24 protein-coding genes are annotated in these 24,577 nt (G+C 71.1%); 19 read left to right on the forward strand and 5 right to left on the reverse strand.

The genetic code is table 11. The features are described 5' to 3' along the window. Positions 1-4 precede the first annotated feature (4 nt). The 3 genes from AC4BDD_RS15405 (at position 5) to AC4BDD_RS15415 (ending at position 2,501) form a co-directional block, all read left to right on the forward strand. Positions 5-448: a heat shock protein transcriptional repressor HspR gene (locus tag AC4BDD_RS15405; protein ID WP_490691577.1), complete on the forward strand. Its 444-nt coding sequence runs from the start codon at positions 5-7 to the stop codon at positions 446-448. 162 nt (positions 449-610) lie between these two features. After that, entirely contained in the window at positions 611-1,912 is a 1,302-nt protein-coding gene (locus tag AC4BDD_RS15410; protein WP_490691578.1) for an AAA family ATPase, read from the forward strand. Beyond that, positions 1,890-2,501 (forward strand): RloB family protein, encoded by a 612-nt coding sequence (locus tag AC4BDD_RS15415; RefSeq protein ID WP_490691579.1) that lies wholly within the window; start codon positions 1,890-1,892, stop codon positions 2,499-2,501. Before AC4BDD_RS15410 ends, AC4BDD_RS15415 begins: the two co-directional genes overlap by 23 nt. Before the next feature lie 22 nt (positions 2,502-2,523). Here AC4BDD_RS15415 and AC4BDD_RS15420 read toward each other — a convergent pair whose 3' ends face one another. Next, positions 2,524-2,970, reverse strand: a complete 447-nt coding sequence (locus tag AC4BDD_RS15420) for an ATP-binding protein (RefSeq protein ID WP_490691580.1) — start codon at positions 2,968-2,970, stop codon at positions 2,524-2,526. Positions 2,971-3,177: 207 nt separating this feature from the next. Between AC4BDD_RS15420 and AC4BDD_RS15425 the strand changes: the two genes are divergently transcribed. The 5 genes from AC4BDD_RS15425 to AC4BDD_RS15445 all read left to right on the forward strand — a co-directional run bounded on the left by AC4BDD_RS15425 (position 3,178) and on the right by AC4BDD_RS15445 (position 5,826). Next, the gene (locus tag AC4BDD_RS15425; RefSeq protein ID WP_490691581.1) at positions 3,178-3,987 is read left to right on the forward strand and encodes a helix-turn-helix domain-containing protein; all 810 of its coding nucleotides are present in this window, start codon (positions 3,178-3,180) and stop codon (positions 3,985-3,987) included. A gap of 8 nt (positions 3,988-3,995) precedes the next feature. Beyond that, on the forward strand, positions 3,996-4,193 hold the full coding sequence (locus tag AC4BDD_RS15430) for a DUF397 domain-containing protein (protein WP_490691582.1): 198 nt from the start codon (positions 3,996-3,998) through the stop codon (positions 4,191-4,193). A gap of 71 nt (positions 4,194-4,264) precedes the next feature. Then, positions 4,265-5,062: a bestrophin-like domain gene (locus tag AC4BDD_RS15435; RefSeq protein ID WP_490691583.1), complete on the forward strand. Its 798-nt coding sequence runs from the start codon at positions 4,265-4,267 to the stop codon at positions 5,060-5,062. An 83-nt stretch (positions 5,063-5,145) separates the two neighbouring features. Continuing rightward, positions 5,146-5,514: a cupin domain-containing protein gene (locus tag AC4BDD_RS15440; protein ID WP_490691584.1), complete on the forward strand. Its 369-nt coding sequence runs from the start codon at positions 5,146-5,148 to the stop codon at positions 5,512-5,514. Between the two features lie 18 nt (positions 5,515-5,532). Further along, complete coding sequence (locus AC4BDD_RS15445) at positions 5,533-5,826, forward strand: hypothetical protein (RefSeq protein WP_490691585.1); 294 nt, start codon at positions 5,533-5,535, stop codon at positions 5,824-5,826. A gap of 10 nt (positions 5,827-5,836) precedes the next feature. Here the strand turns inward: AC4BDD_RS15445 and AC4BDD_RS15450 are convergent, their stop codons facing one another. After that, positions 5,837-6,271, reverse strand: coding sequence for a pyridoxamine 5'-phosphate oxidase family protein (locus AC4BDD_RS15450; RefSeq protein ID WP_490691586.1), 435 nt, complete (start codon positions 6,269-6,271; stop codon positions 5,837-5,839). A gap of 142 nt (positions 6,272-6,413) precedes the next feature. On the opposite strand from AC4BDD_RS15450, the gene clpB reads away from it, so the two are divergent. Next, entirely contained in the window at positions 6,414-9,008 is a 2,595-nt protein-coding gene (gene clpB, locus AC4BDD_RS15455; RefSeq protein WP_490691587.1) for an ATP-dependent chaperone ClpB, read from the forward strand. Positions 9,009-9,178: 170 nt separating this feature from the next. After that, the gene (locus AC4BDD_RS15460) at positions 9,179-9,715 is read left to right on the forward strand and encodes a type III secretion system chaperone family protein (protein WP_490691588.1); all 537 of its coding nucleotides are present in this window, start codon (positions 9,179-9,181) and stop codon (positions 9,713-9,715) included. Positions 9,716-9,749: 34 nt separating this feature from the next. On the opposite strand, the gene AC4BDD_RS15465 is transcribed toward AC4BDD_RS15460, so the two are convergent. Continuing rightward, positions 9,750-11,024: an ArnT family glycosyltransferase gene (locus tag AC4BDD_RS15465; protein WP_490691589.1), complete on the reverse strand. Its 1,275-nt coding sequence runs from the start codon at positions 11,022-11,024 to the stop codon at positions 9,750-9,752. Between the two features lie 235 nt (positions 11,025-11,259). Then, complete coding sequence (locus tag AC4BDD_RS15470) at positions 11,260-12,645, reverse strand: alpha/beta hydrolase family protein (protein WP_490691590.1); 1,386 nt, start codon at positions 12,643-12,645, stop codon at positions 11,260-11,262. A gap of 311 nt (positions 12,646-12,956) precedes the next feature. On the opposite strand from AC4BDD_RS15470, the gene AC4BDD_RS15475 reads away from it, so the two are divergent. Together AC4BDD_RS15475 and AC4BDD_RS15480 are read left to right on the forward strand one after the other, a co-directional pair. After that, entirely contained in the window at positions 12,957-13,955 is a 999-nt protein-coding gene (locus tag AC4BDD_RS15475) for a hypothetical protein (protein WP_490691591.1), read from the forward strand. Positions 13,956-14,002: 47 nt separating this feature from the next. Then, on the forward strand, positions 14,003-14,416 hold the full coding sequence (locus tag AC4BDD_RS15480; RefSeq protein WP_490691592.1) for a fucose-binding lectin II: 414 nt from the start codon (positions 14,003-14,005) through the stop codon (positions 14,414-14,416). A 79-nt stretch (positions 14,417-14,495) separates the two neighbouring features. Here the strand turns inward: AC4BDD_RS15480 and AC4BDD_RS15485 are convergent, their stop codons facing one another. After that, positions 14,496-15,680, reverse strand: a complete 1,185-nt coding sequence (locus AC4BDD_RS15485; RefSeq protein ID WP_490691593.1) for a pyridoxal phosphate-dependent aminotransferase — start codon at positions 15,678-15,680, stop codon at positions 14,496-14,498. A 659-nt stretch (positions 15,681-16,339) separates the two neighbouring features. On the opposite strand from AC4BDD_RS15485, the gene AC4BDD_RS15490 reads away from it, so the two are divergent. The 7 genes from AC4BDD_RS15490 (at position 16,340) to AC4BDD_RS15520 (ending at position 24,436) form a co-directional block, all read left to right on the forward strand. Next, positions 16,340-16,858: a DUF2617 family protein gene (locus AC4BDD_RS15490; RefSeq protein WP_490691594.1), complete on the forward strand. Its 519-nt coding sequence runs from the start codon at positions 16,340-16,342 to the stop codon at positions 16,856-16,858. Positions 16,859-16,991: 133 nt separating this feature from the next. Next, positions 16,992-18,722, forward strand: a complete 1,731-nt coding sequence (locus tag AC4BDD_RS15495) for a polyamine aminopropyltransferase (protein ID WP_490691787.1) — start codon at positions 16,992-16,994, stop codon at positions 18,720-18,722. 139 nt (positions 18,723-18,861) lie between these two features. Next, positions 18,862-19,887 carry an SRPBCC family protein gene (locus tag AC4BDD_RS15500; RefSeq protein ID WP_490691595.1) on the forward strand — a complete coding sequence of 342 codons (1,026 nt, stop codon included), beginning with the start codon at positions 18,862-18,864 and terminating at the stop codon, positions 19,885-19,887. 267 nt (positions 19,888-20,154) lie between these two features. Then, positions 20,155-20,961, forward strand: coding sequence for an aldose epimerase family protein (locus tag AC4BDD_RS15505; RefSeq protein ID WP_490691788.1), 807 nt, complete (start codon positions 20,155-20,157; stop codon positions 20,959-20,961). Then, complete coding sequence (gene pyrE, locus AC4BDD_RS15510; protein WP_490691596.1) at positions 20,958-21,497, forward strand: orotate phosphoribosyltransferase; 540 nt, start codon at positions 20,958-20,960, stop codon at positions 21,495-21,497. Before AC4BDD_RS15505 ends, pyrE begins: the two co-directional genes overlap by 4 nt. Before the next feature lie 221 nt (positions 21,498-21,718). Continuing rightward, positions 21,719-22,741: a class II fructose-bisphosphate aldolase gene (fbaA, locus tag AC4BDD_RS15515; protein WP_490691597.1), complete on the forward strand. Its 1,023-nt coding sequence runs from the start codon at positions 21,719-21,721 to the stop codon at positions 22,739-22,741. Positions 22,742-22,921: 180 nt separating this feature from the next. Continuing rightward, on the forward strand, positions 22,922-24,436 hold the full coding sequence (locus AC4BDD_RS15520; protein ID WP_490691598.1) for a DHA2 family efflux MFS transporter permease subunit: 1,515 nt from the start codon (positions 22,922-22,924) through the stop codon (positions 24,434-24,436). Positions 24,437-24,577: the final 141 nt, after the last annotated feature.

A 24,577-nucleotide genomic window follows, 5' to 3' on the forward strand; every position in this document is an offset into this window, starting at 1 on the left:
GGCAATGGACGGCCGTCGTCGCAATCCGTATGAACTGACCGATGATTCGCCGGTGTACGTCATCTCGGTGGCGGCGCAGCTCTCCGGCCTGCACCCGCAGACCCTGCGGCAGTACGACCGGCTGGGCCTGGTCTCCCCGGACCGCACCGCCGGCCGGGGCCGCCGCTACTCCGCCCGCGACATCGAGCTGCTCCGCCAGGTGCAGCAGCTGTCGCAGGACGAGGGCATCAACCTCGCCGGGATCAAGCGGATCATCGAGCTGGAGAACCAGGTCGCGGCCCTCCAGCAGCGCGTCGCGGAGCTCACGGCGGCGGTCGAGGGCGCGGCGGCGGCGATGCGGCAGCGCGAGGCCCAGGTCCACGCCTCCTACCGCCGCGACCTGGTCCCCTACGACCAGGTGCAGCAGACCAGCGCACTGGTCGTCTGGCGCCCCAAGCGCCCGGAGTAGCCGCGCGGCCGTTCCCTTCACTGACTGGCGACAGGCCCGTCACCCATCAGGGTGGCGGGCCTGTTGCTGTGTGCCGCCAGCCCGTACGGTGGACGCAGAGCGCGATTCGTGCGATTTTCCCGTACGAAAGGCATCCTGGCCGCTCGAAGGAGGTGAACGGGGATGCTTCTGAGCTTCCGCGTGGCCAATCACCGGTCGATCCGGGAGGAGCAGCAACTGCTGCTGGCCCCGGTGTACGAGGCGGACCGCCCGGAGGGGACCGAGTGGGAGGCGGTGCCGGTGGCGGCGCTCTTCGGGGCGAACGCGGCGGGCAAGTCGAACGTGGTCGGCGCGCTGAAGTTCATGGCGCGGATGGTGGCGTCCTCCCACCGCGACGCGGAGCCGGGCGGCGGCGTGAGCCGAACCCCGTTCGCCCTCGACCCGGAGGCCGCCCAGGATCCCTCCTGGTACGTCGTCGATCTGCTGCTGGGCGGCGTCCGCCACACGTATGGCTTCTGCGTGGACGACGAGCGGGTCCTCGACGAGTGGCTGTACAGCTATCCACGGGGCCGGAAGCGGACGGTCTTCCAGCGCAGCGGGGACGACTTCACCTTCGGCGACGCGCTGCCCAAGCGCGAGCTGGAGCTGGTGAAGAACATCACCGAGCCCAACAGCCTGTTCGTGTCGGTGGCGGCGCGGTCCCGGCAGGAAGCGGTGCAGCCGCTTTATGCGTGGTTCACGCAGGGGCTGCGGTTCCGGGCGGGAGGGCAGCGTGACTTCCTCGGCGGTCATCTCTCGGAGATAGAGGTTCTGGAGGACCGGGAGAAGGCGCGGCGAGTGGTCTCCCTGCTTCGAGCCGCGGACCTCGGTATCGAGGATGTCGGAGTGGAGGAGGTGGAACAGCCTCCGCTTGGAGCCGGGCGACACTACACACCTGACGTCGTGACTGAGTGGGTTCATCTCACGCTCGGGCGGCCGGCACGTGTCTGGGTCGACCAACGAGGCCGCGAGGGCACGGTGCGCTTGGACATCAACGACCAGTCGGCGGGCACGCGCGCTCTTCTGGACTACGCCGGTCCCGTGCTCGGCGCGCTGGACGAGGGCGGCCTCCTCGTCGTGGACGAGGTCGACTCCAGCCTGCATCCCCGGCTCACCACTCACCTGATCAAGCTCTTCCAGGACCCGGCAAGCAACCCACACGGCGCCCAGCTGCTGCTCACCACGCATGACGCGAGCCTGCTGGGTCGCAGCGGCGGCGAGGACATCCTCAAGCGGGACCAGGTGTGGTTCGTGGAGAAGGACGAGTACGGCGAGACGACGCTCTTCCCGCTCTCGGATTTCAAACCGCGTCAGGAGGAGAACCGGGAGCGCCGGTATCTCGGGGGCAGTTACGGCGCGGTGCCGTTCCTGAGCGATGAACGTTTCGTGGCGGCGGTGGCTGCCAGGGGGAGGGCGACGAAGGATGGCGAGGACGCCGAAGAGTAGCGGCGGACGGCGCCCCGCCTTCGAGTCTGACGTCTCGCGGCGGCCGGGGACGCGACGGGGCCGGGAGCGTCTGCTGATCGTCTGCGACGGCGAGGTGACGGAGCCGGACTACTTACGGGGGCTGGTCAGCCACCTCAGCAATCCCGCCGTCACCGTGCGGGTGAAGACGAAGTCATGCTCGCCGACGCAGCTTGTCGCCTACGCGGCGGGGGAACGGGACCGCAGCCGCGAGGACTTCGACCAGGTCTGGTGCGTGTTCGACGTGGACGAGTACGACGTGGCCGAGGCGGTGCGGGCGGCGCGCAGGGCGGGCATCCATCTCGCGGTGTCGAATCCCTGCTTCGAGCTCTGGCTCATCCTCCACTTCCGCACGCACACCACCCATGCGGCCGGCTACAAGGAGCTGGTGCCGCACCTGAAACGGCATGTGCCGGGCTACGACAAGGCGCGCCTGGACTTCCGGGATTACGAGGGCGGGTGGCGAGACGCCGGCAGACGCGCCCGTGCCCTGGCCGAGGCGGGCCAGGAGCACCTCAGCAATCCCTCCACCGGTATGTGGGCGCTTGTGGACCGCATCGCAGGCGAGTGAACCGCGCCTGGGGCTGGTCCGTTCATGCCCATGGGCGTCGGGCCTTCCGGCCGATCTCGCACCAGACGATCTTGGCCGCCGTTCCCCACAGCTCTCCCTTGAGCGGGAAGGTGCTCCAGGTGTCGGCGAGCGCGGTCACCATCAGCAGCCCGCGCCCGCTCTCGCCGTCCTCGTCCGGGTGATCAGGGTCCTTGAAGACCAGCGGCGCCGGGCTGTTGTCCCAGACCATGAGCCGCAGCTTCCCCTCGTCGGTCCAGCTGATCCGCATATCGGCTTCGCCGCCGGAGTGCACGATCGCGTTGGTCAGCAGCTCGCTGGCCAACAGCTCGGCCCGCTCGATGAGTTCCGGAAGATCGTGCACGACGAGCGCGGTACGGAGGGAGGCTCTGGCGACGCTGACGGCACGCGGATCGTTGGGGATGTGGAGGGAGTACTCGAAGGGGGCGATGTCCTGGGCTGGGTTGGGCATACGGGCCTCCTGTGGGCACGCTTGAGCCGTGACGCTTCGCTGTGTGAGCGGCGCAACACCCAACGTAGGACCAACTTGTTGGTCCTACAACCCGGTTCCTGATTCTTCGCCCGATCGTGGCGAGGCGTGGCACAGTGGCGCTGCAAGTGCTGAGAGGAAGAGACGTTCATGCCGCGGAGAAGCAAACCCACCCTCCGGCAAGAGAGGTTGGGCGCCGAGCTGAGGAAGCTGCGCGAGGGTGCGGGCATCACTACAGGCGAGGCGGCTCAGACGGCCGGCATGAGGCAGAGCGACCTGTCCAACGTTGAGGCGGGTCGCCAAGCGGTGAGTGCGGAACGCGTGGGGGCGCTGGCGGCGCACTACGGCGTGACGGATACGGCGTTGGTTGATGCGCTTGCAGCGATGACGGGGCGACGCCAGCGCGGTTGGTGGGAGCAGTACCGGGGCACGGTTGGTGACCCGCTACTCGACCTTGCGGAGCTTGAGCACCACGCTCGTGCCCTCAGGCTTTACGAGGTGATGCACATTCCGGGTCTTTTTCAGACAGCGGAACACAGCTGTGCGCTCTTCGCTAACGCCCCGTATCAGGTGTCCCGCGAACTCGTCGAGGTACTCACGGAGTTCCGCCAGAAGCGACGTCACGTGCTGGACCGCGACGACTCTCCTGAGGTCAGCGTGGTCATCCACGAAGCGGCACTTCGCATCATGGTGGGTGATCGCGGGGTTGCTCGCAGGCAGTTGGAGCTGCTCTTGCAGGAATCCGATCGGTCCACTGTGAGCATGCGGGTGATTCCCTTCGCTCGTGAAGGATTCTCGGGCGGGTTCTCGATGCTCTACGCGGAAGCTTCCGTGCGGCAGCTCGACACCGCTCACTTCGATATCGTTCACGGCAGTGTCTTCGTGGATGCGGAAGAAGAGCTGCTGAGGCATCGGGAAGCCTTCAGGGCCTGGCTGGGCGTGGCGTTGTCCGAGGACGAGTCGCGCGACCTCATCAACAACATCACTCGAGAGCTGTGAGGACGGCGGTGACGACGTTGTACTGGCGGAAGAGCTCGTTCTCGGGTGATGGGCCGAACAACAACTGCGTGGAGCTCGGCGCAGCCGACCTCGTCGTACGGCTCCGGGAGAGCGACGAGCCCGCCAACATCGTCACCACCACCCCGCGCCCGCTCGGCGCCTTCCTGCGGGCCGTGAAGGCCGGGCGGTTCGACCGGCTGGCCTAGCCGGGGGTGTGCCGGGCGCGACGGGCACGGAATGCCTACCGGCGTAGGGTTCGCTCGCGGCGGGAGACGGCGTGGCACTGTGGCTGCTCAACCACCTCAGTACGGCGGTGCTGACGCTGCTGGTCGTGGGCGGGGTGGTGAGCCTCGCCGTGGCGGGGGCGCTGCTGGTGCGCCGCTGGCGTCCGCAGCTCGCCGACGGCAGGCACAACGACATGGTGGGCGTGGTGCTCGGCATGTTCGGCGCGATCTACGGCATCATCCTCGCCTTCGTGATCGTCACGCTGTGGGAGCAGCTGGAGGAGACCGAGACGACGGTCGCCGCCGAGGCCACCCACGTCTCGCTGGTCGTCCGCGACGCGGAGGCCTTTCCGCCGGAGCCGCGGGCGCGGGTGTACGCGGCCGTCGACGGCTATCTGCACGGCGTGGTGGAGAAGCAGTGGCCGCTCATGCGGGACGGTCACGCACGGCACAGCGTCACCTCGCCGCAGGTGCGGGCCCTCTATGAGGCGCTGCGCGGCTATGAGCCGTCCACCGAGATGGAGCGGACGTTCTATGAGCACGCCATCGACAGCCTGGGTGATGTGGCCGGGCAGCGCCGGCAGCGGCTGGAGATGGCGGGGAAGCAGCTGCCGCCGCTGCTCCAGGCGCTGGTCTTCGGCGGCGCGCTGGTGATCGTCCCGCTGACCTTCCTGTACGGCATCCGGAGCCGGACGATGCAGCTGCTGTTCGTCGGGTCGGTGGCGGCGCTGATCGGGTTCAGCCTGCTGCTGGTCATCGTGTTGGACCGGCCGTTCGCGGGCGACCTGTGTGTGAGCCCGGCGCCGTACAAGCAGGCCGCGCTGGCCCGGTTCTGGGGCGGGGCACGGTAGGCGCGTCGGGCCGGTTCGGGCGCACCATGGAAGTACGGCATGCAGGACGCCATAAGGCACATCTGACGTACGGAGGTGTCGCCATGCTGGAGGTCAAGACGACGCGGAAGCCTGACGAGAAGCTCGATTTCCCGCGGGGTCACCTGGAGACCATGCACCTGAGCGGGCTGGATTTCTCCGTGGCCACCTTTGAGCCGGGCTGGCGCTGGTCGGAGAGTGTGGGTCCGATCGTGGGCACCAAGACCTGCCAGGCCAGCCACCACATTTTCATGGTCCAGGGCCGGATGCGGGTCCGAATGGACGACGGCAGTGAGTCCGAGGTCTCGGCCGGTGACGTCTGCGTGATCTCGCCGGGACACGACGCCTGGGTGATCGGCGACCAGACGTGCGTGGCCTACGACATGGCCAGCGGGCTGGCGGCGGAGATCGCCAAGGCCGAGGGCGCCAAGTAGCGACGAGGTGGTCTGAGCATGAAGTTCATGCAGGTCATCGAGTACGAGACATCGAAGGAAGACGAGATGTCCCGGCTCATGGACGAATGGATGATGGCCACCGAGGGCCGGCGGACGGTGACGCGTGAGTTCCACACGCGGGATCGGGAGAAGCCGAAGCACTACATGGACATCGTCGAGTTCCCGTCGTACGAGAAGGCGATGGTCAACAACGACCTGCCGGAGACGCGGGAGATGGCCGAGAGGTTCCGGGCGCTGTGCGAGGGCGAGCCGCGGTTCGTGAACCTGGAGGTGCTGGACGAGGAGACCTGAGCGGGCTCCTTCAGACTGTTGAGGCTCTGGGCCTGGGGGCGGTGACGCGGCCCAGGGCCCGGGTCAGGGTGATCTCGATCAGGACGCGGTCGGGGTTGGGGGAGGGTGTGCGGCCGTAGCGCTCGGCGTAGCGGCGGACCGCGTCCTCGATCAGGGTCGCCTCGGTGCGGACGACGGCCCGGCCCTCGAGCGTGGCCCAGCGCTTGTCGGCCAGCTGGCAGAGGGCGACCGGCGCGCCGGAGGGGCCGGCGGCCCGGATGTGGGCGACCTTCCGGCTGTTCCTGTTGGTGATCACGCGGGCGAGCCCGGCCTCGGGGTCGTAGGTGACGCCCACCGGGACGACGTGCGGGGTGCCGTCGGCGCGGTGGGTGGTGAGCGTGCAGACGTGCCGCTCCCGCCAGAAGTCGAGGTACGCCGGGTCGGGGTTGCGAGGGTCGATCGCCATGCCGAGAATCTATCCCCGCATGCCTTGAGTGGAATAGACTCAACTTATTGGTTGTCGGATAGGGCAAGATTGTTGTGGACGCCTGCCCGGCGCCAACCCGTCGCGTACCCGTAGCCGATCGTGCGAGGAGGAGCAGCCAGTCGTGGACGCCGAGCTGACCAACAAGAGCCAGGAGGCGCTGAGCGCCGCCAATGAGCGGGCGGTGTCCGCGGGGCACGCGGACCTCACCCCCGCCCATCTGCTGCTGGCCCTGATCCAGGGCCAGGACAACGAGAACCTGATGGACCTGCTGGCCGCCGTCGAGGCGGACGCCGCCGCGGTGCGCGGCGGGGTCGAGCGGGTGCTGGCCGCGCTGCCCAGCGTCCAGGGGTCGACGGTGGCGCCGCCGCGGGCCAACCGCGAGCTGCTGGCGGTGCTCGCCGACGCCTCGCAGCGCGCCCGGAAGCTGGGCGACGACTTCGTCTCCACCGAGCACCTGCTGATCTCCATCGCCGCCAAGGGTGGGCAGGCCGGAGCCGTGCTCGACCAGCAGGGCGCCTCGGCGAAGAAGCTGGCGGACGCCTTCGAGCGGCGGCGCGGGTCGCAGCGGGTGACCAACGCCGACCCGGAGGGCACCTACAAGGCGCTGGAGAAGTTCGGTACCGACTTCACCCGGGCCGCCCGGGACGGCAAGCTCGACCCGGTCATCGGCCGGGACCACGAGATCCGGCGGGTGGTGCAGGTGCTCTCCCGCCGCACCAAGAACAACCCGGTGCTGATCGGCGAGCCGGGCGTCGGCAAGACCGCCGTCGTCGAAGGGCTGGCGCAGCGCATCGTCAAGGGCGACGTGCCCGAGTCGCTGCGGGACAAGCGGCTGGTGGCGCTGGACCTGGGCGCGATGGTGGCGGGCGCGAAGTACCGCGGCGAGTTCGAGGAGCGGCTGAAGACCGTCCTCGCCGAGATCAAGGCCAGCGACGGCCAGATCATCACCTTCATCGACGAGCTGCACACCGTGGTGGGCGCCGGGGCCGGCGGGGACTCCGCCATGGACGCGGGGAACATGCTCAAGCCCATGCTGGCCCGCGGCGAGCTGCGCATGGTCGGCGCGACCACCCTGGACGAGTACCGCGAGCGCATCGAGAAGGACGCCGCGCTGGAGCGCCGCTTCCAGCAGGTGCTGGTCGCCGAGCCGACCGTGGAGGACACCGTCGCGATCCTGCGCGGTCTCAAGGGCCGTTACGAGGCGCACCACAAGGTGCAGATCGCGGACGCCGCGCTGGTGGCCGCCGCGACCCTCTCCGACCGGTACATCACCTCCCGCTTCCTGCCGGACAAGGCCATCGACCTGGTCGACGAGGCGGCCTCCCGGCTGCGCATGGAGATCGACTCCTCGCCGGTGGAGATCGACGAGCTGCAGCGCGCCGTGGACCGGCTGCGGATGGAGGAGCTGGCGCTGGCCAACGAGGCCGACGAGGCCAGCAAGCAGCGGCTGGAGAAGCTCCGCCGCGACCTCGCCGACAAGGAGGAGGAGCTGCGCGGCCTGACCGCCCGCTGGGAGAAGGAGAAGCAGGGCCTCAACCGCGTCGGTGAGCTGAAGGAGACCCTCGACGACCTGCGCGGCCAGGCCGAGCGCGCCCAGCGGGACGGCGACTTCGACACCGCCTCCAAGCTGCTGTACGGCGAGATCCCGGCCGTGGAGCGGGAGCTGGAGGCCGCGACCGAGGCCGAGGCGGAGGTCAAGGAGTCGAAGAAGGAGACCATGGTCAAGGAGGAGGTCGGCCCGGACGACGTGGCCGACGTCGTCGCCTCCTGGACCGGGATCCCGGCCGGCCGGCTGCTGGAGGGCGAGACCCAGAAGCTGCTGCGCATGGAGGAGGAGCTGGGCAAGCGGCTGATCGGGCAGACCGAGGCGGTGCGGGCGGTCTCGGACGCGGTGCGCCGCACCCGGGCCGGCATCGCCGACCCGGACCGCCCCACCGGCTCCTTCCTCTTCCTCGGCCCGACCGGCGTCGGCAAGACCGAGCTGGCCAAGGCGCTGGCCGACTTCCTCTTCGACGACGAGCGGGCCATGGTCCGCATCGACATGAGCGAGTACGGCGAGAAGCACAGCGTGGCCCGTCTGGTGGGCGCCCCGCCCGGCTACGTCGGGTACGAGGAGGGCGGCCAGCTGACCGAGGCGGTGCGCCGCCGCCCGTACAGCGTGGTGCTCCTGGATGAGGTGGAGAAGGCCCACCCGGAGGTCTTCGACATCCTGCTCCAGGTGCTGGACGACGGACGGCTGACCGATGGCCAGGGCCGGACGGTCGACTTCCGCAACACCATCCTGATCCTCACCTCCAACCTGGGCAGCCAGTACCTGGTCGAGCCGACGACATCCGAGGAGGAGAAGAAGCAGCAGGTCCTGGAGGTCGTCCGGGTCTCCTTCAAGCCGGAGTTCCTCAACCGGCTCGATGACCTGGTGGTCTTCTCGGCACTGGAGAAGGAGCAGCTGGCCCGGATCGCCGAGCTTCAGATCGACCGGCTCGCCAGGCGGCTGGCCGAGCGGCGGCTGACCCTGGAGGTCACCCCGGCCGCGCTGGAGTGGCTGGCGGACGAGGGGATGGACCCGGCCTACGGGGCCCGGCCGCTGCGCCGCCTGGTGCAGACCGCGATCGGTGACCGGCTGGCCAAGGAGATCCTGGCGGGCGAGGTCAGGGACGGCGACACGGTCCGGGTGGACCGGGCGGGTGACGGGCTCCTGGTGGGCGCGGCGTCCTGATCCGTCCCGGCCTGCGGCGATGCCCGCCGCGATGCCTGCCGCTCGGTGATCCGGCCGTCGTCCGTACGGCCGGATCATGTCAGCCGGTAGCGGATCCCCGGCGTCAGGGGTTGCGGGGCCGGGGCGGGTGTGGGGGAGGATGGCCACATCCGTACGAAGGGAAATCCACGGTGACCATCGATCCGTCCTCGATCCCGAACTTCGGGGGCCAGCCCGAACCGGAGCCGACCGGCCCCGCGGGCCCAGTCATTCCGGACCAGGACCTGGTCAAGCAGCTGCTCGAGCAGATGGAGCTGAAGTACGTCGTCGACGACGAGGGTGACCTCGCCGCGCCGTGGGAGCAGTTCCGTACGTACTTCATGTTCCGTGGCGAGCAGGACCAGCAGGTCTTCTCGGTCCGTACGTTCTACGACCGGCCGCACGAGATCGACCAGAAGCTCCAGCTGCTGGAGGTCGTCGACGACTGGAACCGCCGCACCCTGTGGCCCAAGGTCTACAGCCACACCAACGACGACGGCACCGTCCGTCTGATCGGTGAGGCGCAGATGCTGATCGGCACCGGCGTCAGCCTTGAGCACTTCGTGTCCAGCACGGTGAGCTGGGTGCGCGCCTCCATCGAGTTCGACAAGTGGCTGGTCGAACAGCTCGGCCTGGAGGCCGACCTGGAGTCCGACGAAGACGAGAAGCCGGACACCGACGAGGACTGAGCCCGGCACTACCGCTCCTTGGCAGCCGCAGCCTTCACATCGGCTCGGGTGCCACGGCCAGGAGGTATGTGCCGTAGAGGCAGGAGAGCCCGGCCAGCGCGCCGACCGTCACCCGGACGGTGCGCGGCCGGGCTCTCGCCATCGCGACGGCCGCCGGGAAGAGCAGCGGGAAGGCCGGCAGCAGAAAGCGCGGCTTGGAGGCGAAGTAGCCCGCGCCGCCGAGTGCGAGGACCACCAGCACCAGGGTGTAGACGAGCAGCGCCAGCGGCGGCCGGTCCAGCACCAGCAGGGCCAGCAGGATGGCGGCCATGCCCAGCACCGCGAGCACCATGTACTGCGCGAGGATCTCCCGGCCGATGAGCAGGTGGCGTATCGAGCGGAGGGTGTCGCGGCCGAGGTCGAAGCGCGAACCCCAGTCCCGCTGGACCCCGAAATAGCCGAGTGGCTCCCCGCGCCGGGCCCCCACCCAGGCCAGGAACCCCAGCCAGCCCAGCGGCGCGAGGACGGCCGCCAGCCACATCCGCCAGTGCGTACGGGGTGTCGCGGCGGGGTGCGCGTGCGGTGGGCCGGTCGGCGTGGCGGTGGGTGCGGGGCGGGCCGCCGCCGGACGGTGGCCCAGCGCGGCGGCGGCCACGCAAGCCCACACCGCCGCGGCGACCGCGATGCCGCTGGGGCGGCAGACCCCGGCGAGCAGGGCCAGCGAGCCGGCCCACAGCCAGCGGTCGGTCAGCACCCCGTACAGCGACCAGGCGGCGAGCGCGGTCAGCAGCGGCTCGGTGTACGTCATCGACTGCACGATCGCGTGCGGCAGCAGCCCCCACAGGACCACCGCCCACAGCGCCACCCGCTTCCCGTACAGCCGTTTCGCCACGGCGTGGATGCCCCAGGCCGCCACCCCTGCCGACACCCAGGCGACCAGCAGCCCGGCGGAGACGGTACTCAGCGGGGTGACGGTGGCCACGGCGCGCACCAGGCCCGGCAGCAGCGGGAAGAACGCCAGGTCACTGAAGGTGAGGTCGGGCCAGTCCGGCGAGGGGAAGGAGGTGCCGTAGCCGCGCCGGGCGATGCCGACGTACCAGATGCAGTCCCAGGAGTAGCCCAGCAGCGTGAGCGGATGCTTGCCGATCCGCCAGGCCCAGACCACCACGCACACCATCCCGGCGAGCCGGATCGCGGCGTACGCCGCCAGCGCGGGCGCGGCCCGACGCAGCGAGTCCCGGACCTGGGCGAGTGGCGGCCGGCCCGGCCGGGTCGGAGACGGCCCCGGGGGCTGTACCGGGACGGCGGTGTCGGTGGCGGTCACGGGCACCTCCGGGACGGGCGGGTGCCGGGCCCCCGGGAATGCGGCGGGGGCCCGGCACATCGACCATCCGTGACCTCGGCGGCCGCCGCGAGGCGGAGTAGCCCGTCAGCGGCACGATCCACCCGCCCGGCGGGACCGGCCCCCGCCCCCGCTGGCGCCGCGCGCCCACACCGCGTAAGGCGACGCCCCCGTCACGAGGGTGTCGTCAGGCCCGTCACGCCCACGAGGCCCGTCAGGCCCGTCAGGGCACGAAGCGGACCTCGGGGAAGCGGTCGGACGGCCCGTCCAGCAGCCGGGAGTCGCGGTCGAGCAGCCAGCGGTCGAAGAACGCCGCGACATACGCCCGCTGGGCGACGACCGCACGGTCCGGGTCGATGGTGCCGATGGTGTCGGTGACGGTCCGCTCCGGCAGATCGAGCTGCCGGGCTATCTGCGGCAGCAGCACCTCGGCGTCACTGAACGTCGCGTGCTTCGAACCGGTGAGGGTCAGGTCCCGGTGCCAGCCCGAGCTGTGCTCCCACACCGCTCCCCAGGACGCGACCGAGTGGTGGTCGTTGCCCTCGTGGCCCATCAGCAGCAGCGGACGGTCCACCCCGTCGCGGCCGACCGTGGACGGGTTCGAGGGGTCGTCGCCCTCCTGGGTGTACCCCATATAGCCGTCCATGTTCACCGCGGCCTTGATCCGCCGGTCGTCATGCATGGTCTGGGCCGCGGTGAAGCCGCCGCCGGACTGGCCGAACATCCCGGTCCGCCGGGTGTCCAGCGCCCCGCGCAGCCCCTTGGGCAGCGGACCGTGACCGGCGTCGGGGTTGTGCCCGGCGGCGAGGCGGTCCAGCTGGTCGAGGACGAAGCGGGTGTCGGCCACCCGCACCGCCGTGACCTTCTTCAGCAGCTCGGGGACCCGGCCCTCCCGGTCGGCCTTGGCGTACTCCTCCATCAGCCGGCTGCGCTCCACCCTGCCGCCGGGGAACTCCACCGCGGAGGCCTCATAGGTGTGGTCGATGGTCACCACCGCATAGCCCCGGGAGGCCAGATCGTCGACGAGGGTGCTGTCCAGGCCGCGGGGGTCGAGTACACCGGGGGAGTAGAGCAGCACCGGCAGCCGCCCGCCGCGCCGGTCCACCGGCGCGGACCGGTGGGCGTGGGTGCGGGTGGCCGCCCAGTCGACCTTCCCCTTCGGCACGCCTGACAGGTTGTTGAGCGCGTCGAAGCCGGCGGCCTCGCCCGGCAGCATCTGCGGGGCGAACGGATACCGCCCGGCGTCGCGGGCGGGGTACCGGATGCTCACCATCAGCTCCCGGTGGGGCCGCGACGAGACCCACGGGTCGGGCCGCGAACCGTCGACGAGGTGCAGGGAGGTGGTGCCGACCGGGTGCGAGCCGCCGGGCGCGGGCAGCGTCAGCGAGGCGTGGGCCCCGGCGTGGCTGTCCTGCCGGGGCGGGAGGCCGGTCGCGGCCGAGGGCGCGGTCGACGGCGTGGGCGAGGGGGCGGCCGACGGGGCGGCGGCAGCGGTACCGCCCACGGCCAGGGTGGCCGCCACCGCCGTCAGCAGAGTGAGCCGCAGCTGCCGGCCCCGACGGTCGGCGGCCAGGGAGGCGGGTGCGGTGGCGGGGGAGGGTGCGGTCATGGAGCCACTCCAGTCGGGTCCGTCCGGCGTCGGGCCTGGGGCCCGGCCTGCCGGCCAAGCCCTCACGTCCACGGCGGAGTCGCGTCATCCGCCGTACGCCCAGGATCCCGGCGCACGGCGCCGGAGGACGATCACGCCAGCACCCCGGTCCGGGGTGGGGCTAGCCCGACCCCGGACCCTCTGACTTCGCCTGGCAGGCGCATTTTGCGGGTCACTCGAATGGAGTACTCCTTGGCTTGTGCGTACGACATATGCCGGAGCATATGCCTACGGTGTTTGCAAATGAAGAATAAGGGCTGGAAGGAGAGATCATGGCCACGCAGGTAGCTGCGGAAAGTACCATCACGCTGAACTGGGATCCCGCTCCTCGGCCATGGATAGAGTCCATCGTCAGCACGACGGGAATCGCTCACGGGTATACGAAGGCAGAAATCAGGTGTGCGGCGTTCGCCAAGAATCCATACCCGCTGACGCGTACGGATGGTTTCTGGAGCGGGCGAGTGGAGTTCGGCGGGAATTCCGGGGTGTTCGCCGTCCACGTGGACTGCTGGAACGAGCAGGGGAATCAGTACACCTACGACACGAGCATCACCCTTCCCTCTCCCCACTCGGACGACGAGCTGATCTTCAAAATCCGCAGGGAGATACGCCGCTATCTCGCCGCACATCCGCCTCAGAAGGGCGAGCGTGGCCCGCAGGGGCCGGAAGGCAAGCAAGGCCCCCAAGGTCCGGAGGGGAAACAGGGCCCCCAAGGCCCGGAAGGGAAGCAGGGAGTACAAGGGCCCGAAGGGAAGCAGGGCGTGCAGGGCCCCGAGGGCAGGCAAGGCGCGCAAGGGCCCGAGGGCAAGCAGGGGCCGCAGGGTCCTGAGGGCAAACAAGGACCGCAGGGCGTCGAAGGCAAGCAGGGCCCCGAGGGGCAACAGGGCAAGCAAGGTGTCCAAGGGGAGCGCGGAGAAAAGGGAGAGAAAGGCGATCCGGGGTCCGGGCTCGCCCTGACCCAGCGCATCAGAAAAGACGTCTCGGGCTGGAAAGATGTCGGTGATGGCACCAACGGACCCACCGAGTGGCCGTTCTACGAAGTCCATCTCGAACTGGACAAGGAGTACGCGAGCAGGGACTACGTCGTTGTCCCGACGATCCAGGGGCTGAAGCCCAACATGGCCTATGTGCGCGATGCCTACGACGTCAGCAAGAAAAAGGTCTGCGTCGAGGTCTACCTCAACCCCGAGTTCTACCAGGAGGGCGAACCGTCCAAGTTCGCGCCGTTCACTCTCCATGCCGACACCCTCGGCAGCCCGGCGCCGAAGTAGCAGAATGCCGCAGCGGACTAGTTCAACGGGGGGAAGGAAGGCCGACCATGGGTACGCGGAATTTCCGGATAGGCAAGAGGGATGTGCAACTCCGGGCGGTAACCAATGCCGCTTATGAGCAGAAAGCCAAAGTCGAAATATACAACGAGCGCAACGGTCAGCTGATTCAGACCTACGAGGTGCGCGGGCAGGGGGAGAAGAACAATCCCATGTACGGCGCGGGGCTCGACACCTGCGGCACCCTGTGGATACCCGCGAGCAGCGACAACCGCAAAGCCAAGGTACAGACGTGGTGGAGGTCATCCAGTTCAAGCTCTTGGAAGGAACACGCTCTGCACGGACAGAGCGCCCAACTCGACTACGCCTCGTACTGCGTCCTCTTCTCGGAGGACTCCACCGACAACGACTACAACGACTGTGTCCTCACCTTCATATGGTGGCATCCGAAGGGCGACTTGTAGACCTTCTGAGCGTTGTCGCGGTGAGAACACAGCCCCCGTCCGGACCTCGGGCGGGGGCTTCCACATGACGGCCGCCGGCTCAGGCGCGCAGCGCCTTGAGGCGGGAGGCGGCTTCGGAGAGCAGGGACTCGCGCTTGCAGAAGGCGAAGCGGACGAAGGGCGCGCCCTGGTCCTGGTGGTCGTAGAAGACCGCGTTCGGGATGGCGACCACGCCGCAGCGCTCGGGGAGGGCGCGGCAGAAGGCGAAGCCGTCGGTCTCGCCGAGCGGCCGGATGTCGGTGGTGATGAAGTACGTGCCGGCCGGGCGGAAGACGCCGAAGCCGGCGTCCCGCAGCCCGTCCGCCAGCAGGTCCCGCTTGGCGCTCAGCTCGTCGCGGAGCGCGTGGAAGTAGGAGTCGGGCAGTCGCAGCGCCTCGGCGACCGCGTACTGGAAGGGGCCGGAGGAGACGTACGTCAGGAACTGCTTCGCGGAGCGCACCGCCGCGATCAGCGGCGGAGCCGCCGTCACCCAGCCGACCTTCCAGCCGGTGAAGGAGAAGGTCTTGCCCGCCGAGCTGATGGTGACGGTGCGCTCGCGCATGCCGGGGAAGGTGGCGAGCGGCAGGTGCTCGGTGCCGAAGACCAGGTGCTCGTAGACCTCGTCGGTGACGACGAGCAGATCCCGCTCACAGGCGAGTTCGGCGACGGCGGCCAGCTCCTCGCGGGTGAGGACGGTGCCGGTGGGGTTGTGCGGGGTGTTGAGCAGGATCAGGCGGGTCCGGTCGGTGACCGCCGCGCGCAGCTCGTCGACGTCCAGGTGGTAGGTGCCGCCGGCCAGGTCGGGGCGGAGGGTCACCGGGACGCGGGTGGCGCCGGCCATCGCGATGCAGGCGGCGTACGAGTCGTAGTACGGCTCCAGGGCGATGACCTCGTCACCCGGCTCCAGCAGCGCCAGCAGCGATGCCGCGATGGCCTCGGTGGCGCCCGCGGTGACCAGCACCTCGCTGTCCGGGTCATGACTCAGCCCGTACCAGCGCCGCTGGTGGTCGGCGATGGCGGTGCGCAGCTCGGGGATGCCCGGGCCGGGCGGGTACTGGTTGCCGCGGCCCTCGCGCAGCGCGCGGACGGCGGCCTCCCGGATCTCCTCGGGCCCGTCGGTGTCGGGGAATCCCTGACCGAGGTTGATCGCCCCGGTGCGGACGGCGAGCGCCGACATCTCGGCGAAGATCGTCGTCCCGAAGGCGGCGAGGCGGCGGTTGAGCAACGGGCGTTCGTTGGCGGCCATGCCGGACATCCTCCGTCCAACCTCTGGACTTCCTCAACTCTGCTTTGGTCCGGATTCGGCCAGGGCATGAGACCGGCAGGTACGGAGCGGGACCTCGCTTCGGGGGACATACGAGGAAGGTGAGGAGCCCATGGAGTTCTTCTGGGTCGTTGTGGCGCTCATGGCCGTGCTGTCGGTGCTGGGCGTGGTGAGCGGATCGGGGCAGCAGCACAACCGGCGCCGCCGGGGGCGGAACAGCTGGTGGTCCGGCGGGGGTTCGAGTGGCGGCAGCTCCTGTGGCGGCAGCTCGTCGTGTGGCAGCTCCTCCTCCTGCGGAAGCTCGTCCTCCTGCGGAGGGGGTTCTTCCTCCTGCGGAGGTGGCGGCGGTGGCGGCGGCTGCGGCGGCGGCAGCTGATTCCGGCCTCCCTCACCCCGGTGCCCGGTGTGCCAACGCGCACCGGGCGCCCTCTTGTTGAACAATTGATCGTGGGTGCGCCCGAGGGGATGGAAACCCGGCGAACATGGGTAAAAACGATGTGCCGCCGCGCATTTCATGATTCCGTATTCACGGACCCTACGGACCCCACGTAGGCACGAGCCGGCGTACCCCCGACGCCTCTGGCCGAGTCCAGAGAGCGGTCCGGCCCACCTCTCTCTACGCGTGCTTGCGGAGCCGATTCATGCTCACGACCCTGAAGACGGCCTACATCGATACCCGCGCAACCGACCTCGCCTGGTGCCTCGGGCGGGAGCCGCTGCCCGCGCTCGCCGTGCTCGACCTCCAATTCGACCGCGCGACAGTACAGTTGAGACTGCTCGGGGCTTCTCACCAAGTCATCCTGGGCGGTGTCGACGGTGTCTGTTCGGAGACCGTCGCCTGTATGCCCGGCAGCAGCACTCCGCTGCCGCTGGGCGTCTCCACCCTCGTCGGCGACCGGGAGTACGAGTTCGCGGCGCGCGTCGAGGAGCTTTCCCGTGGCTCCTTCGCCGGCCGCGCCCAGGAGTTGCTGGCCCTCGTCGCCGACCACCCGCACGGCCTCGCCGGAACCTTCCCGGGCAGCCCGCACGCCTTCACCGCGATGCTCGCGCAGCGGCACGACGGGCAGGTGGGCTGGCGGACCTGGCACGCCTACCCGCAGGAGGGGCGGCTGGTCGCCACCCGCACCCGGGTGGGCCTGCACGCTCCGGCGACCATCTAGCAAGTATCCGGACGGGTGTGTCGGGCACCGCGGATTGCACTCGTGTGAGTGACAAAGAGTGGAGGAAGCGTGACGTAGCGTTCCGTGCGTGATCGATTCTCCGGTACCCGCCGTCCCGGATACGGCCCGCTCGATGGCCCGCCCTCCGGAGCCGGAGCGCTCGACGTCCCGCCCTTCCGAGCGCTCGATGGCCCGCCCTCCGGAGCCGGAGCGCCCGGTTCTGCTCCCTGTGCCGACCGGGCTCGGCCGCTCCCTGGTGCTCGTCACCGCCTTCGTCTGCGCGGCCTGCGGGTTGGTCTACGAACTCGAACTCGTCGCGCTCGCCGCGTACCTGACGGGGGATCCGGTCACCCAGACCTCCGTGGTCCTCTCCGTCATGGTCTTCGCCATGGGCGCCGGGTCACTGCTCGCCAAGCGGCTGCGCTGCCACGCCGCGGTCGCCTTCGCCGTCGTCGAGGCGGTGCTCGCGTTGGTCGGCGGTGGCTCGGCGATGGCGCTCTACGCCTGCTTCGCCTGGTGCGGCCAGTCCCGCGGCGCACTGGTCGGCTTCTCGCTCGCCATCGGGGTGCTGATCGGCGCCGAGGTGCCGCTGCTGATGACGCTGATCCAGCGGGTGCGACGGCAGGACGCGGGTGGCGCGGTCGCCGATCTCTTCGCGGCCGACTATGTGGGCGCCCTGGTGGGCGGGCTGGCCTTCCCCTTCCTGCTGCTGCCCGCGTTCGGCCAGTTGACCGGCGCGCTGCTGACCGGCGCGGTCAACACGCTCGCCGGCGGCGCGCTGGTGCTGTGGCTCTTCCGCCGCGATCTGACCCGCCGGATCCGGTGGCGACTGGCCGCGGTCAACCTCACCGTGCTCGCTCTGCTGACCACCGGCATCGCGCTCACCGACCCCTTCGAGCAGGCCGCCCGGCGGGCCGTCTACGGACCCCAGGTGCGGGTCGCGGTCCGCACCCGGATGCAGGAGGTGGTGCTCACCGGCGGCGGCCGCGGCGGCGCGCCGCTGCGGCTCTACCTCGACGGCCGGCTGCGCGTCAGCGAGGAGGACGGCGCCCGCTACCACGAGGCGCTGGTCCACCCGGCGATGGCCGGCGCCCACCGGCGGGTGCTGGTCCTGGGCGGCGGCGACGGCCTGGTCGCCCGCGAGGTGCTGCGCTACCCGGGCGTGGCGTCGGTGACCGTGGTGGAGGCCGACCCGGGAGTGGTGCGGCTGGCGCGCACCGATCCGGGACTGTCCGCCCTCAACGCCCGCTCGCTGGACGACCCCCGGGTCCGGGTGATCACCGGGGACGCTTTCGACTGGCTGCGCGGCGGCGGCCGGCAGCAGGCCCCGTTCGACGTGGTGGTCGCCGACCTGCCCGACCCGGCCGCAGGCTCCGGCACCAAGCTCTACGCCCAGGAGTTCTACGGCCTGGTGCGGCGGGTGATGGCGCCGGACGCCCGGCTGGCGCTGCACGCCGGCACCCTGTGCGCGCGCCCCAGGGTCTTCTGGACGGTGGAGGCGACGGTGCGCTCGGTGGGTTTGCGGACGGCGCCCTACGCGATCCGGGTCCGGCCGTGCGGGGATGCCGGCGCCGGCGGGCACGGTGACGCCGACGGGGACGGTGCGGGGCCGGGCGCCGCGGGGGCGGGTGGCGCCGGGGCGGGCGCGAGGCCGTCCGAGGATCAGGGCGGCCGGGGCGGCTGGGGTGACTGGGGGTTCGTGCTGGCCGCCCGCTCCGGGCCGCGCGTCCGGCTGGCCCCGCATCCGCCGCCGCTGCGGTCGCTGACCCGGGACGGGCTTGCGCGCGCGGTCCGCGACGCGGAGCGGCGGTGGTCGCCCGGGGCGCCGGTGTCGACCTTGACGCGGCCGCGCTACGGGCCGTAGCCGCCTGGCCGGTTCGAACGGCCGGGCGGCCAGGGGGCGGGGACCGGGGGCGAGGCGGCGCGAGTGGCCGGGCGGCGGCGCGCGAAACTTGCGGCAGGAGGAGCACTGACCCAGGGCCTGGTGGGTAGGCTCGGTCGACATGGAGCATGAGGTGTTCGTTGCGTTCCCCGTCGACACCGTCCGGCGCGCCCTCGCCGATCCGGCCCGCGTCGCCCGCAGCGTTCCCGGCCTCCAGCAGGACACCGGGCAGACCGCTGACCAGGCTGCTGAACAGGGCGCCGGCCCGATCGCCGGGCGGCTGCGGATCCGCGTCGGCGGGCACACGATCACCTACCGCGGCACCCTGAAGGTCATCGAACGCGACGGCGCCTTCGAGGCCGAGGCGGAGGGGACCGAGGCGCGCGGCGACGGCTCGGTGAAGCTCGCGCTCACCGTGCGGCTGAGCGCGGCCGACGGCGGCACACGGCTGAGCTGCTCCGGGACGGTGAGCAGCGAGGGGCGCCTGGCGGAGTTCGGCGCCGAGGCCACGGAGCCGGTCGCCCGGCGGCTGCTCGACCGGTTCGCCGACAGCCTGGCCGAGGGCCTGGTCGCGCAGGAGCAGCCCGCACAGCCGGCGAAGCCCGAGCGGCAGCCGACGGAGGCCGCGCAGCCCGCGCAGCCCGCGCAGCCCGAGCAGCCGGCGGAGGCCGAGGCAGGGGCCGGGGCGGCGGAGGAGGACGCGGACAGCTCGCCGCCTCTGCCGGAGAGCGGCCGGGGCCGGCCCACCCCCTCGGTCTTCGACACCGAGATCCCCCCGCCCTCCCTGGACCCGCTCAGCGACGACGACGTGATCGATGACGCCGTCGGGATCGATGACGCCGTCGGGGTCGATGAGGGCGGCGACGTCGAGGAGTCGGAGGGCATCACCCCGGTCGGCGGTCTGGAGGGGGCCGACCCGCTGGACCTCGGCGAAGAGCCGCCGGCCGAAGCCGCGCACGCCCGCCGCACGATGATCGGCCGCAGCACCGAGGAGGTCGACCACGCGCCGCCGCGCGGCCGGTACGCCCCGGTGCCCGCACCGGACGCGGCGCCCGCGGCTGCCACCCTGCGCTGGGCGGCGCCCGCCGCCGCGTTCCTGCTGGCGTCCGCGGTCGTGCTCGGCCGCGCGCTGCGCCGCCGCCGCTGAGCGCCGCCGGCCCCGGTAGCCGCCTTCTCGCCCGGCCGTCGGTCCCGCACGCGCCCGGCCGTCGGTCCCGCACGCGCCCGGCCGTCGGTCCCGTGCGCGTCCGCTCATCGGGCCGCGTGCGCGTCCGGTCGTCGCCTGCTGCCTCCGGTGCCCGTCGGCGCATAGGGTCGAGGCGTGACCACCCATGACCATGACGCCACGAACGCAACGGACGCCACGAACGCGACGAAGGCAACGGACGCGACGGACACGACGGGGCTCAAGGGCGTGACGCTGACCGCCGGCGACGCGGAGGTGACCGTGCTGCCGGAGAGCGGCTGCCGTATCGGCTCGCTGCGCATCGGCGGAACGGAACTCCTGCGGCAGGGCGAGAGGTTCGGCTCGTTCCCCATGGTGCCGTGGTGCGGCCGGGTCGAGCTGGGGCTGTTCCGTAACGGCGCCGCGCGCCACCAACTGCCGGTGAACGCCCCGCCGCACGCCATCCACGGGACGGGCCGCGACACCGCCTGGCGCACCGCGGTCGTGGACCGCGCCTCGGCGTCCTTCACCTACGATCTCGCCTCCCCCTGGCCGTATCCGGGCCGGGTCACCCAGACCTTCGAGCTGGCCCCGGACGCCCTGACCATCACCATGGGCGTGGAGACCATCGGCGACTCCTTCCCCGCGCAGGCCGGCTGGCACCCCTGGTTCGTGCGGAACCTGGGCCGCGGCGGCTCGGACGTGCGGATCGACTTCACCGCCGAGTGGCAGGAGGAGCGCGGGGAGGACCACCTGCCCACCGGCCGCCGGATCGCCCCGCTCCCCGGCCCGTGGGACGACTGCTTCGGCATGCCGGACGGCGTCGATGTGACGCTCACCTGGCCGGACGAGCTGGAGCTGAAGGTCACCAGCCGCAGCGAGTGGGTGGTGATCTACGACGAGCAGCCGGAGGCGGTCTGCGTGGAGCCGCAGTCCGGCCCGCCGAACGGGCTGAACACGCTGCCGCGCCTGGTCACCCCGATCGACCCCCTGGAGATCGCCACCACCTGGCGTTGGCGCACCCTCGCCCAGCCTCCTCTAGGCTCGTCGGCATGAGCGATGTGCGTGACCTCCTGCTTCAGCAGATCAAGAACAAGGCCGTGGTCCACGGCAAGGTGACCCTCTCCTCCGGACGCGAGGCCGATTACTACATCGACCTGCGCCGGATCACCCTGGACGCGGAGGCCGCCCCGCTGGTCGGACAGGTCATGCTGGACGCCACCGCGGACCTCGACTACGACGCGGTCGGCGGGCTGACCCTGGGCGCCGACCCGGTGGCGGCCTCGATGCTGCACGCCGCCGCGGCGCGCGGCCGCAAGCTGGACGCCTTCGTGGTCCGCAAGGCCCAGAAGACGCACGGCATGCAGCGCCGGATCGAAGGCCCGGACATCAAGGGCCGCCGGGTGCTGGTGGTCGAGGACACCTCCACCACGGGCGGCTCCCCGCTGACGGCGGTCGAGGCGGCGCGCGAGGCGGGCGCCGAGGTCGTCGCGGTGGCCACCATCGTCGACCGGGGTGCCGCCCCGGCCATCGACGAGGCCGGTCTGGCGTACGTGACGGCCTACTCGCTGGGCGACCTCGGCCTCAGCTGATCGCTGCTGAACCTCGTTTGACCTGGGCCTTCTCCGGCACGCGGAGTGTTTCACGTGAAACACTCCGCACCGCACTCCGCGGCCGGAGGCGGCCCGGGAACCGTGGCCGAGGCGATGTGTGGTGCAATCGGCCGCGTCTGGGACACTAAGCGCGACGAGGACGTCGCCCCCCTAGGTCAGGGCCACAGAACGAAACCCCGCACATCACAAGGAGCGGACACATGCCCATCGCATCCCCCGAGATCTACAACGAGATGCTCGACCGGGCGAAGGCAGGCAAGTTCGCCTACCCGGCCATCAACGTGACCTCCACGCAGACTCTGCACGCAGCGCTGCGCGGCTTCGCCGAGGCGGAGAGCGACGGCATCATCCAGATCTCCACGGGTGGTGCGGAGTTCCTGGGCGGCCAGTACAGCAAGGACATGGTGTCGGGCGCGGTCGCCCTCGCCGAGTTCGCGCACGTTGTCGCCAAGAAGTACCCGGTGAACATCGCGCTGCACACCGACCACTGCCCCAAGGACAAGCTCGACGGGTACGTCCGTCCGCTGCTCGCGATCTCCCAGGAGCGCGTCGCCGCCGGCCAGAACCCGCTCTTCCAGTCCCACATGTGGGACGGCTCCGCCGAGAAGCTCGACGAGAACCTGGCCATCGCCCAGGAACTGCTCGCCGAGGCCGTCAAGGCGAAGATCATCCTCGAGGTCGAGATCACCCCGACCGGTGGCGAGGAGGACGGCGTCTCGCACGAGATCAACGACGAGCTCTACACCACCGTCTCGGACGCCGAGCGCACCGCCGAGGCCCTGGGCCTGGGCGAGAAGGGCCGCTACCTGCTGGCCGCCTCCTTCGGCAACGTCCACGGCGTCTACAAGCCGGGCAACGTCGTGCTCCGCCCGGAGCTGCTGCGTGACCTCCAGGACGGCGTCGGCGCCAAGCACGGCAAGACCGACCCCTTCGACTTCGTCTTCCACGGCGGCTCCGGCTCCACCGAGGAGGAGATCCGCACCGCGCTGGAGAACGGCGTGGTGAAGATGAACCTCGACACCGACACCCAGTACGCCTTCACCCGCCCCGTCGCGGCCCACATGTTCGCCAACTACGACGGCGTGCTGAAGGTCGACGGCGAGGTCGGCGACAAGAAGGCCTACGACCCGCGCAGCTGGGGCAAGCTGGCCGAGAAGAGCATGGCCGAGCGCGTCACCAAGGCCTGCGCCGACCTGCGCTCGACCGGCACCAAGCTCAAGTAACGCGCACTACGACCAGGTAACGCGCACCAGGACCAGGTAGCCGCCTAGGGCGCGCAAGCGCCTGATCCGGGTTTCCGACGGGCCCGGCACCTCCGCTTGACGGGGGTGCCGGGCCCGTGTCGTGGGGGCAGCGGGCCGCAGCGGTGGCCGGGTGGCCGGTGCGCGGGGAGGATCGGGGACATGACCGAGTCCGCGTCCGTGGCGGCGCCCGGGGCCGTGCGGATCACCGAGCCCGTGGGCCGCTGGGTGCTGCTGACCACGGTGCTCGGCTCCAGCATGGCGCTGCTCGACTCCACCGTCGTCAATGTCGCGCTGCCGCGCATCGGTGCCGACCTCGACGCCGATCTCGCCGTCCTCCAGTGGACGGTGAACGCCTACATGCTCACCCTGGCCGGGCTGATCCTGCTGGGCGGCGCGCTGGGGGACCGCTTCGGCCGGCGGCGGGTCTTCGTCGTCGGCGTGGTGTGGTTCGCCATCGCCTCCCTGCTGTGCGGGCTGGCCCCGAACGCCGGGGTGCTGATCGCCGCCCGCGCCCTCCAGGGCGTCGGCGGGGCGCTGCTCACCCCCGGCTCGCTGGCGCTGATCCAGTCGACCTTCCACCCGGACGACCGGGCGCGGGCGGTCGGCGCCTGGTCCGGGTTCGGCGGCGTCGGGGCGGCCATCGGCCCGTTCCTCGGCGGCTGGCTCGTCGACGGGCCGGGCTGGCGCTGGGTCTTCTTGCTCAATGTGCCGCTGGCCGCGCTCTGCGTCCCGGTCGCGCTGCGGCACGTCCCGGAGTCCCGGGACCCGCGGGCGCACGGGCGGTTCGACGTGACCGGCGCCGCGCTGGGCGCGCTGTCTCTCGGCGCTGTGACGTACGCGCTGATCGAGGCGCCGGGGCGGGGCGCCTCGCCCCTGGTGCTCGCGTCCGCGGTGGGTGGGGTGCTGCTGGGAGTGGCCTTCGTGCGCTGGGAACGGCGCCGGCCGGACCCGATGCTGCCGCTGTCCATCTTCGCCTCCCACCAGTTCACCGCGGTCAACGCGGTGACCGTGTGCGTCTACGCGGCCTTCGGCGGCTTCTTCTTCCTCTCCGTGCTCCAGCTGCAGATCTCGGTCGGCTACTCCGCGCTGGCCGCCGGGACCGCGCTGCTGCCCACCACCGTGATCATGCTGCTGCTCTCCGCCCGCTCCGGCGAGGTGGGCCGCCGCATCGGCCCGCGCATCCCGCTCACCGTCGGCCCGCTGCTCTGTGCGGCCGGCATGCTGCTGATGATGCGGATCGACCAAGGCGCGGTGTACTGGCGGGACGTGCTGCCCGCGCTGCTGGTGCTGGGCCTGGGCATGGTGGTGCTGGTCGCCCCGCTCACCGCCACCGTGCTGGCCTCGGTGGAGGTCGCCCGCGCGGGCCTGGCCAGCGGGATCAACAACGCCGCGGCCCGGGCCGCCGGACTGGTCGCGGTGGCCGCGCTGCCGCTGCTGGCGGGCCTGGACCCGGACGACTACCGGTCGGCGGACCGCTTCACCGACGCCTTCCGGATCTCCATGGTGATCTGCGCCGTGGTGCTGGCCCTCGGCGCGCTGATCGCCTGGTGGACCGTCCGGTCCGATGTGCTGGAGCCGGAGGCGGCGGAGGAGAAGCCGCGCTGCCATGTGGAGTGCCGGACGCACTGCGCGGTGGCGGCTCCGCCGCTGGATCCGGGCGATGCCGCGCCTTGACTGGGGCCCCGCCCCAGGCCCCGGTCCTCAATCTCCCCCAGACTCCGTCCGGGGGTACCCCCAGGACGGGCTGGTTTTTCCTGGCCAAGGCTCCATCGATGGCCCGGGCCCATGGGGCCGCGGCGAGCGGTCCGGCAGACT

It is taken from the genome of Streptomyces sp. JLBT605 (assembly GCF_058215555.1).

Coding starts and splice junctions, on each gene's coding strand:
- AC4BDD_RS15470 (WP_490691590.1), bottom strand. CDS start 12,645: ATGACCGCACCCTCCCCCGCCACCGCACCCGCCTCCCTGGCCGCCGAC.
- AC4BDD_RS15520 (WP_490691598.1), top strand. CDS start 22,922: ATGACCGAGTCCGCGTCCGTGGCGGCGCCCGGGGCCGTGCGGATCACC.
- AC4BDD_RS15405 (WP_490691577.1), top strand. CDS start 5: ATGGACGGCCGTCGTCGCAATCCGTATGAACTGACCGATGATTCGCCG.
- AC4BDD_RS15485 (WP_490691593.1), bottom strand. CDS start 15,680: ATGGCCGCCAACGAACGCCCGTTGCTCAACCGCCGCCTCGCCGCCTTC.
- fbaA (WP_490691597.1), top strand. CDS start 21,719: ATGCCCATCGCATCCCCCGAGATCTACAACGAGATGCTCGACCGGGCG.
- AC4BDD_RS15495 (WP_490691787.1), top strand. CDS start 16,992: ATGGCCCGCCCTCCGGAGCCGGAGCGCTCGACGTCCCGCCCTTCCGAG.
- pyrE (WP_490691596.1), top strand. CDS start 20,958: ATGAGCGATGTGCGTGACCTCCTGCTTCAGCAGATCAAGAACAAGGCC.
- AC4BDD_RS15420 (WP_490691580.1), bottom strand. CDS start 2,970: ATGCCCAACCCAGCCCAGGACATCGCCCCCTTCGAGTACTCCCTCCAC.
- AC4BDD_RS15490 (WP_490691594.1), top strand. CDS start 16,340: ATGCTCACGACCCTGAAGACGGCCTACATCGATACCCGCGCAACCGAC.
- AC4BDD_RS15475 (WP_490691591.1), top strand. CDS start 12,957: ATGGCCACGCAGGTAGCTGCGGAAAGTACCATCACGCTGAACTGGGAT.
- AC4BDD_RS15440 (WP_490691584.1), top strand. CDS start 5,146: ATGCTGGAGGTCAAGACGACGCGGAAGCCTGACGAGAAGCTCGATTTC.
- AC4BDD_RS15445 (WP_490691585.1), top strand. CDS start 5,533: ATGAAGTTCATGCAGGTCATCGAGTACGAGACATCGAAGGAAGACGAG.
- AC4BDD_RS15410 (WP_490691578.1), top strand. CDS start 611: ATGCTTCTGAGCTTCCGCGTGGCCAATCACCGGTCGATCCGGGAGGAG.
- AC4BDD_RS15415 (WP_490691579.1), top strand. CDS start 1,890: ATGGCGAGGACGCCGAAGAGTAGCGGCGGACGGCGCCCCGCCTTCGAG.
- AC4BDD_RS15480 (WP_490691592.1), top strand. CDS start 14,003: ATGGGTACGCGGAATTTCCGGATAGGCAAGAGGGATGTGCAACTCCGG.
- AC4BDD_RS15500 (WP_490691595.1), top strand. CDS start 18,862: ATGGAGCATGAGGTGTTCGTTGCGTTCCCCGTCGACACCGTCCGGCGC.
- AC4BDD_RS15450 (WP_490691586.1), bottom strand. CDS start 6,271: ATGGCGATCGACCCTCGCAACCCCGACCCGGCGTACCTCGACTTCTGG.